General features: G+C 64.0%; 12 protein-coding genes. All 12 read left to right on the forward strand.

The features are described from left to right. Positions 1-90: 90 nt before the first annotated feature. The 12 genes from mraZ to murB are packed head-to-tail and all read left to right on the forward strand — an operon-like array spanning position 91 to position 13,801. Entirely contained in the window at positions 91-549 is a 459-nt protein-coding gene (gene mraZ, locus NKJ55_RS30680; RefSeq protein ID WP_254818997.1) for a division/cell wall cluster transcriptional repressor MraZ, read from the forward strand. Beyond that, positions 546-1,577: a 16S rRNA (cytosine(1402)-N(4))-methyltransferase RsmH gene (gene rsmH, locus NKJ55_RS30685; protein ID WP_352453150.1), complete on the forward strand. Its 1,032-nt coding sequence runs from the start codon at positions 546-548 to the stop codon at positions 1,575-1,577. Before mraZ ends, rsmH begins: the two co-directional genes overlap by 4 nt. A 4-nt stretch (positions 1,578-1,581) precedes the next feature. Next, positions 1,582-1,959 carry a cell division protein FtsL gene (gene ftsL / locus NKJ55_RS30690; RefSeq protein ID WP_352453151.1) on the forward strand — a complete coding sequence of 126 codons (378 nt, stop codon included), beginning with the start codon at positions 1,582-1,584 and terminating at the stop codon, positions 1,957-1,959. A gap of 14 nt (positions 1,960-1,973) precedes the next feature. Then, entirely contained in the window at positions 1,974-3,701 is a 1,728-nt protein-coding gene (locus tag NKJ55_RS30695) for a peptidoglycan D,D-transpeptidase FtsI family protein (RefSeq protein WP_352453152.1), read from the forward strand. Between the two features lie 54 nt (positions 3,702-3,755). Next, positions 3,756-5,210, forward strand: a complete 1,455-nt coding sequence (locus NKJ55_RS30700) for a UDP-N-acetylmuramoyl-L-alanyl-D-glutamate--2,6-diaminopimelate ligase (protein WP_352453153.1) — start codon at positions 3,756-3,758, stop codon at positions 5,208-5,210. Beyond that, positions 5,207-6,640, forward strand: a complete 1,434-nt coding sequence (locus NKJ55_RS30705) for a UDP-N-acetylmuramoylalanyl-D-glutamyl-2,6-diaminopimelate--D-alanyl-D-alanine ligase (protein WP_352453154.1) — start codon at positions 5,207-5,209, stop codon at positions 6,638-6,640. Before NKJ55_RS30700 ends, NKJ55_RS30705 begins: the two co-directional genes overlap by 4 nt. Before the next feature lie 24 nt (positions 6,641-6,664). Further along, complete coding sequence (mraY, locus tag NKJ55_RS30710) at positions 6,665-7,747, forward strand: phospho-N-acetylmuramoyl-pentapeptide-transferase (protein WP_023676767.1); 1,083 nt, start codon at positions 6,665-6,667, stop codon at positions 7,745-7,747. An 8-nt stretch (positions 7,748-7,755) separates the two neighbouring features. Beyond that, complete coding sequence (gene murD, locus NKJ55_RS30715) at positions 7,756-9,156, forward strand: UDP-N-acetylmuramoyl-L-alanine--D-glutamate ligase (protein WP_023676766.1); 1,401 nt, start codon at positions 7,756-7,758, stop codon at positions 9,154-9,156. Beyond that, positions 9,156-10,307 (forward strand): putative lipid II flippase FtsW, encoded by a 1,152-nt coding sequence (gene ftsW / locus NKJ55_RS30720; RefSeq protein WP_023676765.1) that lies wholly within the window; start codon positions 9,156-9,158, stop codon positions 10,305-10,307. The genes murD and ftsW overlap by 1 nt, the downstream gene beginning before the upstream one ends. 1 nt (position 10,308) lies before the next feature. Then, entirely contained in the window at positions 10,309-11,436 is a 1,128-nt protein-coding gene (gene murG / locus NKJ55_RS30725; protein WP_352453155.1) for an undecaprenyldiphospho-muramoylpentapeptide beta-N-acetylglucosaminyltransferase, read from the forward strand. Continuing rightward, on the forward strand, positions 11,433-12,839 hold the full coding sequence (gene murC / locus NKJ55_RS30730) for a UDP-N-acetylmuramate--L-alanine ligase (RefSeq protein WP_352453156.1): 1,407 nt from the start codon (positions 11,433-11,435) through the stop codon (positions 12,837-12,839). Before murG ends, murC begins: the two co-directional genes overlap by 4 nt. Next, entirely contained in the window at positions 12,836-13,801 is a 966-nt protein-coding gene (gene murB / locus NKJ55_RS30735; protein WP_031211769.1) for a UDP-N-acetylmuramate dehydrogenase, read from the forward strand. Before murC ends, murB begins: the two co-directional genes overlap by 4 nt. Positions 13,802-13,883: the final 82 nt, after the last annotated feature.

The following is a 13,883-nucleotide window of genomic DNA, read 5'->3' on the forward strand; positions in this document are numbered from 1 at the left end:
ACGAAGCGGGTTTTGGACGTCGACCGGGCTGGGGCGGCGCGGACAGGAAGATGCAGAGGGGTGCGGCGGCGCAAGCGGCCGTAACGCGTAATGGACCGGTTTCTGTCGAACGCGGTGAACAGGATCGATGCGAAGGGACGAGTGTCCGTGCCGGCGCATTTCCGTGCCGTTGTGCAGAAACGCGGCTATTCGGAACTTTATGCGCTACGCTGCCTGGATCGCCCGGCGATGGATGTCGGTGGGCTCGACCTGCTCGATCGCTACGAGCAGCGTATCGCCCAGGAAGACCCGTTCCTGCAGACGGCGGACGACATGTCGTTCTTCTGCCATGGCGATGGAACGTTTCTGAAGCTCGACCAGGACGGCCGTATCACGATGAGCGATTTCATTCGCGAGCATACCGGCATTTCAGCGGAAGTGGCCTTCGTTGGCCGGGGCAATTTCTTTCAGATCTGGGAGCCGGGACGGCTCAGCGCCTACGGGACGGAAGCACGCGCCCGGCTTTTGCAGCTTCGGCAGGGGACGAAGCCCGGGGAGCGGCCGGAATGATGGCGGGCGACGGCGATGAAGTTCATGCCGCTGGCGGACCAGCCCGTCACATTCCGGTCCTCCTTGCCGAAGTTCTGGAGGCGCTGGCCCCGACAAAAGGCGAGGTGATCGTCGACGGCACGTTCGGTGCCGGCGGCTACACCAAGGCCATTCTGGCAAGCGGAGCCTCGGTCGTCGCCATCGACCGCGATCCGGATGCGATCGCGGCGGGGCGGGCCCTTGAACAGCAGTCCGGCGGCAAGCTCAGGCTTGTCCAGGCACCGTTCTCGACGCTCGACGAGCAGGTTGAAAGTGCCGATGGCGTCGTGCTCGACATCGGCATCTCCTCCATGCAGATCGACCAGCCGGAGCGCGGCTTTTCGTTCCGGGCCGATGGGCCGCTCGACATGCGCATGGCGCAGGCGGGCCTGAGCGCCGCCGACGTCGTCAACACCTTCAAGGTGGGCGATCTTGCCCGCATCTTCGGTTTTCTCGGCGAGGAACGCCATGCCGGGCGCATCGCCCGCATGATCGAGAGCCGTCGCGAAAAACGCCCCTTCGAGCGCACGCTCGACCTTGCCGATGCCATCGAGACGCATATCGGTCGCGCGCCGAAAGACAAGATCCATCCGGCCACCCGCGTTTTCCAGGCGCTGCGCATCTTCGTCAATGACGAACTCGGCGAACTGGCCAAGGCACTGTTTGCCGCCGAGCGCGTGCTGAAACCGGGCGGGCGGCTTGCCGTGGTGACCTTCCATTCCCTCGAGGACCGCATCGTCAAGCGCTTCATCGCCGACAGAGCCGATACAGCGACCGGATCGCGGCATCTCCCCGAGGCCCAGGCGCGCACCGCCACCTTCACCAAGAAGGGCGGCGGCGTGACGCCTGGCGATGCCGAGATAACGGCAAATCCGCGGGCGCGCTCGGCAAGGCTGCGCGCTGCGATCCGTACAGAGGCGCCGGCGCGTGCCGGCGATTTTTCGATCTTCGGCCTGCCAAAACTGCCTGGCCCAAAGCTTCCCGGCGCCGATCGACCGGGAGAGAGGTGAGCACGTGTTTCGTACCAGCGACATAGTCCTGATCGCCGTCATGGTTTCGGCGGCTGCCCTGACCTACAAGACCAAGCGCGAGGCCGAGGAGCAACTGGCGGCAGTGCACAAGATCCAGGCGCAGATCCGTTATGAGGAGGACACGATCGACCTGCTCAAGGCGGACTGGAGCCTGCTTACCCAGCCGTCGCGCCTGCAGAAGCTCACCGAAATCTACAAATCGCAACTCGGACTCGAGCCGGTCAATGCGCGCCAGATCGTCGGGCTGGACGATCTGCCGGCGAAACCCGTCAACATCGAGGACCTTTCATCGCACCGGCTGGGCGGCATGGCCGATATCGGCGGCAAGGATCCCGCGGTGACCGGAGGCATCGTCCAATGATCACCGGATTTCCAATGGCTGCCAGATTTCCAAAGATTGGCAGGCTGCTGAAGAGCGGTTCACAGGCCGGTGCAGGCGGATCGATCGTGGTCGAAGGTGCCCGCAAGGCGACCGGTGGCAAGGGCAGGACCCGCATCGTCATGACCATGGCGGTGTTCTTCGGCATCTATTCGACCATTGCCGGGCGGCTGGTCTATCTGGGTTTCCAGAATCCCGACCTGTCGGGCGGCCCGCAGAGCCGGGTGACGGCATCGCGACCCGACATCGTCGACCGTAACGGCGAAGTGCTGGCGACCGACATCAAGACCGCGTCGCTGTTTGCCGAACCGCGCCGCATCGTCGATGCCGACGAGGCGATCGAAAAGCTGTCGACGGTGCTTCCCGAGATCGACTACGAGCAGACATATAACAAGCTGAAGAGCGGCGCCGGGTTCGTCTGGCTGCAGCGGCAACTGACGCCGAAGCAGCAGGCCGACATCATGCAACTCGGCATCCCCGGATTCGGCTTTCGCACCGAAAAGCGCCGGTTCTATCCGGCCGGCGAAACCTCGTCTTACATTGTCGGCCTCACCAACATCGACAATCAGGGCATCTCCGGCATGGAGAAATACATCGACGAACAGGGCTTGAGCGATCTTCAGGCGTCGGGCCTCGCGGTGGCCAAGGATTTGAAGCCGGTGCAGCTCTCGATCGACCTGCGCGTCCAGCATATCGTGCGCGACGAGGTCGCCACCGGCATGGAAAAGTACCACGCCATCGCGGCGGGCGCCGTCGTGCTCAACGTCAAGACCGGCGAGGTGCTGGCGATGGCGTCGGTTCCGGATTTCGATCCGAACAACCCCTATAACGCGCAGGACAAGGACCGGCTCAACCGTATGTCGGCCGGCCTCTATGAAATGGGGTCGACCTTCAAGAGCTTCACCACTGCCATGGCGCTCGATTCCGGCAAGATAACGCTGCAAAGCCGTTTCGACGCGTCGCGCCCGATCAGGATCGGCCATCAAACCATCCATGATTTCCATGGCAAGGGCCGGGTACTGTCGGTGCCGGAAGTGTTCATCTACTCCTCCAATATCGGCTCTGCCAAGGAAGCCGAAGCGGTTGGCATCGACGGACACCGCGAATTCCTGCATCGCCTGGGAATCCTCGAGAAGATGCAGACCGAACTGCCGGAAGTCGCTCGGCCGACCGAGCCCAAGGTCTGGAAGCAGGTCAATTCGATCACCATCGCCTTCGGCCACGGTGTGTCGACGACGCCGCTGCAGACAGCGGTCGGCTGCGCCGCGCTGATGAATGGCGGCTATCTGATGGACCCGACCTTCCTGCCGCGCACGCAGGAGCAGGCGATGGCGGTGGCCAAGAAAGTGGTCAGCGACAAGACGGTCGAGGGCATGCGCTATCTCTATGCACTCAATGCCGAAAAGGGATCCGGCCGCAATGCACGGGTGCCAGGATACCGGGTGGGCGGCAAGACGGGAACGGCGGAGAAGGTTGTCAACGGCCGTTACTCGAAGGAAAAGAATTTCAACGCCTTCGTTGCGGCTTTCCCGATGGACGATCCGCAATACATAGTGCTTACGATCGCCGACGAACCGAGGCCGGAAAAGCCCGGCATGGGTGCTACGGCCGCCTCGAACGCGGGCATCATGGCTGCAAACATCATCCGACGTGCGGCTTCCATGCTTGGCGTGAAGCCAGATTTCAGCCATGAAAATGGTGCAACGCTGGTTTCCTATCAGTGATTCTTGGGGCGCGCCGGCAACTGCGCGCTATTTTGTTGCGATGAACGGGGTTCGATGAAGCTGAAAAATCTAGCCGGTATCCTGCCTGTCGAAGGGACAGCTTCCTTCGATATGGAGGTTACAGGGATTTCGTCGGATTCCCGCCAGGTAACACGGGGCGTCGTCTTTTTCGCGCTCAGCGGCTCCAAGGCGGATGGCGCAGCCTACGCAGCCGATGCCGCGAGCCGAGGCGCTGCAGCGATCGTGGTCGGCAAGGGCAGTGCCGTCGCCGGGCTGCCAATCCCGGTTCTTGTCGTAGACGATCCGCGCCTTGCACTGGCGCTGAGTGCTGCACGTTTTTTCGGCATGCAACCGCAAACCATGGTCGCGGTGACCGGAACCAGCGGCAAGACCTCGGTCGCCGCATTCACCCGGCAGATATGGGAGCAGGCGGGTTTCGCCGCCGCCTCGATCGGCACGACCGGCGTGGTGGCGCCGGGCCGCAACGAATATGGCTCGCTGACCACGCCGGATCCGGTGGCACTGCACAGGCTGCTCAAGGAGCTGGCGGAGGCCGGCGTCACCCACGCCTCGATGGAAGCGTCCAGCCATGGCCTCGACCAGCGCCGGCTCGACGGCGTCAAGCTTGCGGCCGGCGGCTTCACCAATCTCGGCCGCGACCATATGGACTATCATCCGACGGTCGAGGACTATCATCGCGCCAAATTGCGTCTGTTCGACGCGCTGCTGCCGAAGGGCGCGCCGGCGGTCATCTTTGCCGACGACCCGTGGTCGGAGCCGACGATCAAGGCGGCGCGGGCAGGGGGACTGAATGTGCTGACGGTCGGCCGCCACGGCGATTTCCTGCGGCTGAAGCGGGTCGAGCACGAGCGCCACCGCCAGCGCGCCGAGGTCGAAGCGGACGGCGTTCTCCATGAAGTCGACTTGCCGCTGGCCGGCGACTTCCAGATTGCAAATGCGCTGGTGTCGGCCGGCCTCGCCATTTCGACTGGAACATCTGTTGCCAAGGCGTTGATGGCGCTGGAGAAATTGAAGGGCGCGCCGGGACGGCTCGACCTTGTCGGGACGGCCGCCAACGGCGCGCCGGTCTATGTCGACTACGCGCACAAGCCGGATGCGCTGGAAAACGTGCTGGCTTCGGTGCGCCCCTTTACCACCGGCCGCGTCATCGTCGTATTCGGTTGCGGCGGCGACCGGGACCGAGGCAAGCGGCCGATCATGGGCGAGATCGCCACAAGACTGGCCGACGTGGTCATCGTCACCGACGACAATCCCCGCTCGGAAGTACCCGAGACGATCCGCGCCGCGATCCTGGAGGCCGCACCCGGCGCCATCGAGATCGGCGACCGGCGCAAGGCCATCCACGAGGCGGTCGGGATGCTTCACGCTGGCGACACGCTGATCGTGGCCGGCAAGGGCCATGAGGAAGGCCAGACCATCGGCACCGAGACGCTGCATTTTTCCGATCATGAGGAAGTTCGCTCGGCGCTGCGGGAGCAAGCGGCGTGAGCTATCTGTGGACCTCCGAGGCGCTGGTTGCCGCCATGGATGGCCGGCCGCTCGGTCCGATGCCTGAAGGCATCGCCGGCATTTCCATCGACAGCCGCAGCCTGCAGCCGGGAGACGCTTTCTTCGCCATCAAGGGCGAGGCCATGGACGGCCATGATTTCGTCACGGCTGCCATCAAGGCGGGCGCCGGCGTGCTGGTCGTCGCCGAGGGCAAGCTGCCGTCGCTGGGGCGGCTGACTGCACCGATGATCGTCGTGGAGGACGTGCTTGTCGCTCTGGAAAAGCTCGGCGTTGCGGCGCGCGCACGCTCAAAGGCCAGGGTCATTGCCGTGACCGGATCGGCGGGCAAGACCACCACCAAGGAAGCGCTACGCCAGGCTCTCTCCGCGGTCGGTACGGTGCATGCATCGGCCCAGTCGTTCAACAATCACTGGGGCGTGCCGCTGACGCTGGCGCGCATGCCGCAGGATTGCGACTATGCCGTCTTCGAGATCGGCATGAACCATCCCGACGAGATCCGGCCGCTGGTCAAGATGGTCCGGCCGCATGTCGCCATCGTCACGTTGATCGCGGCCGCTCACCTCGGCTTCTTCCGCAACCTGGACGAGATCGCCAAGGCCAAGGCAGAGGTTTTCGAGGGACTGGAGCCCGGTGGCGCCGCCCTTCTCAACCGCGACGATGCGCGCTGGAAGCTGCTGGAGAAGATGGCCAAAGAGGCCGGCGTCGAGCATGTCTACGGGTTCGGCGAGAATGCCCGGGCGACCTTCAAACTGATCAAATGCGAGCTCAATGCCGATCACTCGGTCATCACCGCCAAGATTGGCGGGCACGAGATTGTCGCCAGGATCGGCGCGCCGGGCCGCCATATGGTGCAGAACGTGCTCGCGGTTCTTGGTGCCGCGCATCTGGTCGGCGCCGACGTTAACAGGGTTGCGCAGGCGCTGGCCGATCTTTCGCCCGAACGCGGACGCGGCAAGCGCTATGTGTTGCGTCACCCCAACGGGCCGATCACGCTGATCGACGAGAGCTACAACGCCAATCCCGCGTCGATGAGGGCTGCAATGGCACTGCTCAACACGACGCCGGTGTCGGGCGAGGGCAGGCGCATTGCCGTGCTCGGCGATATGCTCGAGCTCGGCAGCCATTCGGCGAAATTGCATGCCGCGCTTGCCGGTCTGATCGTCGGCACCGACACGCGCACGGTCTTTCTCGGCGGCCCGGAGATGCGGGCGCTGGCCGACGTTTTGCCCGGCGAGATCAGGACGGAGTACCGCGCCGGTGCGGAAGATCTGAAACCGGTTCTTCTATCGGAATTAAAGCCCGGCGACGTGGTCATGATCAAATCGTCGAAGGGCATAGGCTTTTCAAAGCTGGTCGAGGCGTTGCTCGGCAAGTTTCCGGCGGAAGCCACAACCAGCAGACAGACCTAGGATCGGTCCGGGGGACGCAAGCGCATGCTAACACTGCTCGTCGAATTTGCGGACAAGATCTCGGTCTTCAACGTCTTCCGCTACATAACATTCCGCACCGGCGGAGCGCTGATCACAGCGGCGCTGATCGTGTTCATCTTCGGACCGACCATCATCAATTCGCTGCGGCTGCGGCAAGGCAAGGGCCAGCCGATCCGTGCCGACGGGCCGCAGACGCATTTCAAGAAGGCGGGAACGCCGACAATGGGCGGACTGATGATCCTGTCCGGCATCGTCGGTTCGTCGCTGCTGTGGGCGAACCTGTCGAGCATCTACGTCTGGGTGGTCCTGCTGGTGACGCTGGGATTCGGCTCGATCGGCTTTTACGACGATTATCTCAAAGTAACCAAGCAATCGCATCTCGGCTTTTCCGGCAAGGCGCGGCTGGGGCTCGAATTCGTCATCGCCGGCATCGCCGCCTGGGTGATCATGCATAACGGCCAGGCGCCGTTCTCGTCATCGTTGACATTCCCTTTCGCCAAGGAGTTTCTCGTCAATCTCGGCTGGTTCTTCATCCCGTTCTCGTGCTTCGTCATCGTCGGCGCCGGCAATGCGGTGAACCTGACCGACGGTCTCGACGGGCTGGCGATCGTGCCGATCATGATCGCAGCCGCATCCTTCGGCGTCATCGCCTATCTCTCCGGCAACGCGGTGTTCGCCGAATATCTGCAGATCCATTTCGTGCCCGGCACCGGTGAACTTGCGGTGGTCCTTGGAGCGGTGATCGGCGCCGGTCTCGGTTTCCTCTGGTTCAATGCGCCGCCGGCGGCGATCTTCATGGGCGACACCGGCTCGCTGGCGCTGGGTGGGCTGATCGGCACGGTCGCGGTGGCGACCAAGCACGAGATCGTGCTGGTCATCGTCGGCGGCCTGTTCGTCGTCGAGATATTCTCGGTCATCATCCAGGTCGGCTACTTCAAGATGACCGGCAAGCGCGTCTTCCTGATGGCGCCGATCCACCATCATTTCGAAAAGCTCGGCTGGACCGAAAGCCAGGTGGTGATCCGCTTCTGGATCATCGCCGTCATCCTGGCGCTGGTCGGCCTGTCGACCCTGAAGCTCAGATAGGAGGCCGCTTGATCCCCGCCGCATCCTTTTCAGGCAAGCGCGTTTCGCTCTTCGGGCTCGGTGGCTCGGGGATTGCCACGGCGCGCGCGCTGATCGAGGGCGGCGCGGATGTGCTGGCCTGGGACGACAATCCCGATAGCGTCGCCAAGGCCGGCGCGGTCGGCATCACGACAGCGGACCTGCGCGGTGCGGACTGGGCGAGGTTTTCCGCCTTCGTGCTGTCGCCCGGCGTGCCGCTGACGCATCCCAAGCCGCACTGGACCGTCGAGCTGGCGCGGGGCTCAGGCGTGGAGATCATCGGCGACATCGAGCTTTTCTGCCGCGAGCGGATGCTGCTGGCACCGGCAGCACCTTTCATTGCCATTACCGGCACCAACGGCAAGTCGACGACCACGGCACTGACGGCGCACATCCTAAAATCGGCTGGGCGCGACACGCAGATGGGCGGCAATATCGGCCGCGCGGTGATGACGCTCGATCCGCCGCAGCCTGAACGGCACTATGTGGTTGAGTGCTCTTCCTACCAGATCGATCTTGCCCCTTCGATCAATCCGACGGCCGGTGTGCTGCTCAACCTGACGCCGGACCATCTCGACCGCCATGGCACGATGCAACACTACGCCTCGATCAAGGAGCGGCTGGTGGCCGGCAGCGAGACGGCAATCATCGGTGTCGACGATTCCTGGTGCGCCCAGATCGCCGATCGGCTGGAGCGGGCCGGCCGGCAGGTCATCCGCATCTCCAAGCGCCTGCCGCTGACCGACGGTTATTTCGCTGACGGCACCAACTTAATGGAAGCCGTGCACGGCCGCTACAGCCGTGTCGCCTTCCTCGAAGGCATCGGCTCGTTGCGCGGCCAGCACAATGCGCAGAACGCGCTGGCCGCCGCCGCCGCCTGCCTCAAGGTCGGGCTCGAGCTCGGCGAGATCCAATCCGGACTGGAGAGTTTCCCTGGGCTGGCGCACCGCATGGAGCAGGTCGGCCGCAAAGGGCATGTGCTGTTCGTCAACGATTCCAAGGCGACCAACGCCGATGCCGCTGCACCGGCGCTGTCGAGCTTTGCGCGTATCTACTGGATTGCCGGCGGCCTGCCGAAAGAGGGCGGCATCGAGCCGTTACGCGGCTTCTTCCCGCGCATCGCCAAGGCCTATCTGATCGGCGAAGCCGCACCGGCCTTTTCGGCGACGCTGGGCGAAGCGGTGCGCTACGAGATATCAGGCACGTTGGCGGCGGCAGTCGAACACGCCGCCCGCGATGCGGCCAGGGATAGTAGCGGCGAGGCAGTGGTGCTGCTGTCGCCGGCCTGCGCCAGTTTCGACCAGTTCAAGAATTTCGAAGTCCGCGGCGAGGCGTTCAGGCAAGCCGCAACCGCCATTGATGGCGTGAAGCCCATCGGAGGGACACGATAATGCAAAGCCGTCTCGACAAAAGCCCTGTGGCGACCTGGTGGTGGACGATCGATCGCTGGTTCCTGGCGGCGTTCCTGTCGCTGATGGGGCTCGGCATCGTTTTGTCCTTCGCCGCAAGCCCGGCGGTGGCCGAGCGCATCGGGCTCGACAGTTTCCACTTCGCGACACGCCAGATTATCTTCACCATTCCGGCGCTTGGGGTAATGCTGGCCGTCTCGTTCCTTGAATCCAGGCAGATCCGGCGCATGGCGCTGGTCATGTTGTGCATCATGCTGTTTCTGATGGTGGCGGTGCTCTATATCGGCGTCGAGGTGAAGGGCGCGCGGCGCTGGGTGTCGCTAGCCGGCCTGTCGATCCAGCCGTCCGAGTTCCTGAAACCGGCCTTCGTCATCATCTGCGCCTGGCTGTTCGCCGAGCACAAGCGCCAGCCCGACATTCCGGGCAATTTGTTCGCCATGTTGCTGCTTGCACTGGTCATCTCGCTGCTGGTGGCGCAGCCTGACCTTGGGCAGACCATGCTGGTGCTCGGCACCTGGGGGGTGATGTTCTTCATGGCCGGATTGCCGTGGCTGTGGATCGTCGCGCTGGGTGCTGCAGGCGTCGGCGGCGTGTTCGCCGCCTATGCAGTGTTCCCGCACGTTGCCGGCCGTATCGACCGCTTCATGACCGGCGAGGGCGACACGTTCCAGGTCGACATGGGCCGCGAGGCGCTGATCAATGGCGGCTGGTTCGGCGTCGGGCCGGGCGAGGGCACCGTCAAACGGGTCATCCCCGACAGCCATGCCGACTTCGTCTTCTCGGTCGCCGGCGAGGAATTCGGGCTGATCATGTGCTTCTTCATCATGTCCATCTTCGGGTTCATCGTGCTGCGCGGCCTCAACACGGCACTCAAGGAGCAGGACGATTTCACACGCTATGCGGTTGGCGGCCTGGTCACGGTCTTCGGCCTGCAGTCGGTCATCAACATGGCCGTCAATCTGCAGCTGATGCCCGCCAAGGGCATGACGCTGCCGTTCATTTCCTACGGCGGTTCCTCGCAGATCGCGATCGCCATCTCGATGGGCATGGTGCTGGCGCTGACGCGCAAGCGCCCGGAAAAGCGCAAGCAGCTGGGCTTCATGCCGTCGCCGCGTGCGATGCCGGCGGAGTGAGATGGCCAAGGGGGTCATCCTTCTGGCGGCGGGCGGAACGGGCGGACATCTGTTCCCGGCCGAGGCACTGGCGCACGAACTGACCGGGCGCGGCTGGGCGGTGCACCTGGCGACGGACGAACGCGCCGAGCGCTTTGCCGGGCAGTTCCCGGCGGCCGCCATCCATCCGATCCAGTCGGCGACGATGGGGTCGAAAAATCCTTTTGCCGTGCTCGCCGCATTTTGGAAAATCTGGCGCGGGGTGCGGCAGGCATCGGCCGTCATCGCCAGCGTCAAGCCTGCCATCGTGGTCGGCTTCGGCGGCTATCCGACGCTGCCGCCGCTCTATGCCGCGACCCGGCGCAAGGTGCCGACGCTGATCCACGAGCAGAACGCGGTGATGGGCCGTGCCAACCGGGCGCTCGCCGGCCGCGTCGACGCTATTGCCGGTGGTTTCCTACCGGAAGACACAAGTGCTACAGGCGTCAAGACGGTGACCACCGGCAATCCGGTCAGGCCGCAAGTGCTGGAAGCGGCGAAGACGCCTTATGCCGCATCGGCCGGTGAAGAGCCGTTCCGATTTCTGGTGTTTGGCGGCAGCCAAGGCGCGCAGTTCTTTTCCGATGCGGTGCCGGCGGCGATCGCCCGGCTTTCCGATGCACAGCGCAGGCGGCTGGCGATCACCCAGCAGGCGCGCGCCGACGATGTGGCGCGGGTGAAAGCGGCCTATGCCACGCTTGACATCGAGGCCGAGGTGTCGCCCTTCTTTACCGACATGGCGGCGCGGCTGGCGGCGGCGCATCTGGTGATGTCGCGCTCCGGCGCATCGACCGTATCGGAAATCGCGGTGATCGGCCGGCCGGCGCTGCTGGTGCCTTATCCGCACGCGCTCGACCACGACCAGGCGGCGAATGCGGCGGCCCTTGCGGCAGCGGGCGGCGCCGAGGTGCATCCGCAATCCACGCTTTCGGCGGAGCGGATCGCCGTGCTTGTCGGCGGGCTGATGGATGATCCAGGCAAGGCGGCGACAATGGCCGCGGCGGCGAAATCGTCCGGAAAACCGGATGCCGCGCGGTTGCTCGCCGATCTGACAGAGGCTATTGCGTCCAGGAAATCCGTTTCGGAATTCAGGAAGGAGACGCACGCATGAAGATGCCACAGACGATCGGCCTCGTGCATTTCATCGGCATTGGCGGCATCGGCATGAGCGGCATCGCCGAGGTGCTGCACAATCTCGGCTACAAGGTGCAGGGATCCGATCAGGCCGACAGCGCCAATGTGCAGCGGCTGCGCGACAAGGGCATCGAATGCTTCGTCGGCCATCAGGCCGAAAACCTCGGCGAGGCCGAAGTGGTCGTCGTCTCCACCGCAATCAAGAAATCCAACCCGGAGCTGAAGGCGGCGAGAGAGAAGTTGCTGCCGATCGTGCGGCGCGCCGAAATGCTGGCCGAGCTGATGCGCTTCCGGCAGGCGGTCGCGATCGGCGGCACGCATGGCAAGACGACGACGACTTCGATGGTGGCGACGCTACTCGAAGCCGGCGGGCTCGACCCGACGGTAATCAATGGCGGCATCATCAATGCCTATGGCACCAATGCCCGCATGGGAGACGGCGAATGGATGGTGGTCGAGGCCGACGAGAGCGACGGCACCTTCCTCAAGCTGCCGGCCGAGATTGCCGTCGTCACCAATATCGACCCCGAGCACCTCGACCATTACGGCTCCTTCGACAAAGTGCGCGAAGCGTTTCGTCAGTTCGTCGAGAATGTGCCGTTCTACGGCTTTGGTGTGATGTGCACCGACCACCCCGAGGTGCAGGCGCTGGTCGCCCGCATCGAGGACCGGCGCGTCATCACCTATGGCGAAAATGCGCAGGCCGACGTGCGCTTCACCAATCACCGCATGGACGGCCCGACCTCGGAATTCGACGTGGTGATCCGCGACCGCAAGACGCACGGCCAGATAACGATATCAGGCCTGCGGCTGCCCATGCCCGGGCGCCACAATGTCTCCAATGCGACGGCGGCGATTGCCGTCGCGCATGAGCTCGGCCTTTCGGCTGAGGCAATCAAGAAGGGCCTGTCGTCTTTCGCGGGCGTCAAGCGGCGCTTCACCCATACCGGTTCGTGGAACGGTGTCGATGTGTTCGACGATTACGGTCATCATCCGGTCGAGATCACGGCGGTACTGAAGGCTGCGCGCAGCGCTACCAAGGGTCGCATCATCGCCGTTATCCAACCGCATCGCTTCACCCGGCTGCGCGATCTGTTCGACGAGTTTTCCGTCTGCTTCAACGACGCCGATACGGTAATGGTGGCGCCCGTCTATGCAGCCGGCGAGGAACCGATCGACGGCGTCACGTCCGACGCACTGGTGTCGCGCATCCGCTCCGGCGGCCATCGCGACGCACGCTACATCGAAGGTCCGGCGGCGATTGCGCCGATCGTGCGCGAGGTGGCGAAGCCGGGCGATTTCGTCGTCTTCCTCGGCGCCGGCAACATCACCCAATGGGCCTATGCGCTGCCCAAGGAACTCGGCGGGACCATCTCATGATGCGCGGCCAGGCGTTGATCGAGAAGCTTGGCGACCGGCTTGCCGGACTGCGCGGCCGCATCACGCCCAATGCCGAGATGGACAAGATCACCTGGTTTCGAGCCGGCGGGCTCGCGGACGCATTGTTCCAGCCGGCCGACGAGGACGATCTTGCCACGTTCCTGAAGGCGGTGCCGGAGGAAATTCCGCTGACCATCGTCGGCGTCGGCTCGAACCTGCTTGTCCGTGACGGCGGCATTGCGGGCTTTGTCATCCGGCTTTCGGCCAAAGGCTTTGGCGAGACCGAAGTGATTGCGCCGACCACGATCAAGGCGGGCGCCGCGACACCCGACAAGCGCCTTGCGGCCGTTGCCTACGAGGCCGGCATCGGTGGCTTTCATTTCTACCACGGCATTCCCGGCGCCATTGGCGGAGCGCTGAGGATGAACGCCGGCGCCAATGGCGTCGAGACGCGCGAGCGCGTGGTCGAGGTGCGGGCACTCGACCGCAAGGGCAATGTTCATACGCTGAGCAACGCCGACATGGGCTATGCCTATCGCCATTCAGCGGCGCCGTCCGGGCTGATCTTCACGTCGGCGCTGCTCGAAGGCATTCCTGAGGACAAGGCGGCGATCAAGGCCGCGATGGATGCTGTCCAGAACCATCGCGAGACCGTGCAGCCGATCCGCGAAAAGACCGGTGGCTCTACCTTCAAGAATCCTGAGGGCACCTCGGCCTGGAAGGAGATCGACAAGGCCGGCTGCCGCGGCCTGATGGTTGGTGGGGCGCAGATGTCGCCGATGCATTGCAACTTCATGATCAACACCGGAACCGCCACGGGCTACGAGCTTGAATATCTCGGTGAGACGGTGCGTGCGCGCGTGCTCGAAAGATCAGGCATCCGGCTGCAGTGGGAGATCAAGCGCATCGGCAATTTTCGGCCGGGCCATGCCGTCCAGGAATTTCTCGGGCAGTTGCTTTAGAGCCTTTCACGTTTTGATGGAAGCGTAGCCGGCGTTTGCGAAGTAGTTGTTGCATTCGGTTGCCTCGATCGTTTCAACGAGG

This window comes from Mesorhizobium sp. M0106 (assembly GCF_040322715.1).
In the GTDB taxonomy this organism is placed as follows: domain Bacteria; phylum Pseudomonadota; class Alphaproteobacteria; order Rhizobiales; family Rhizobiaceae; genus Mesorhizobium.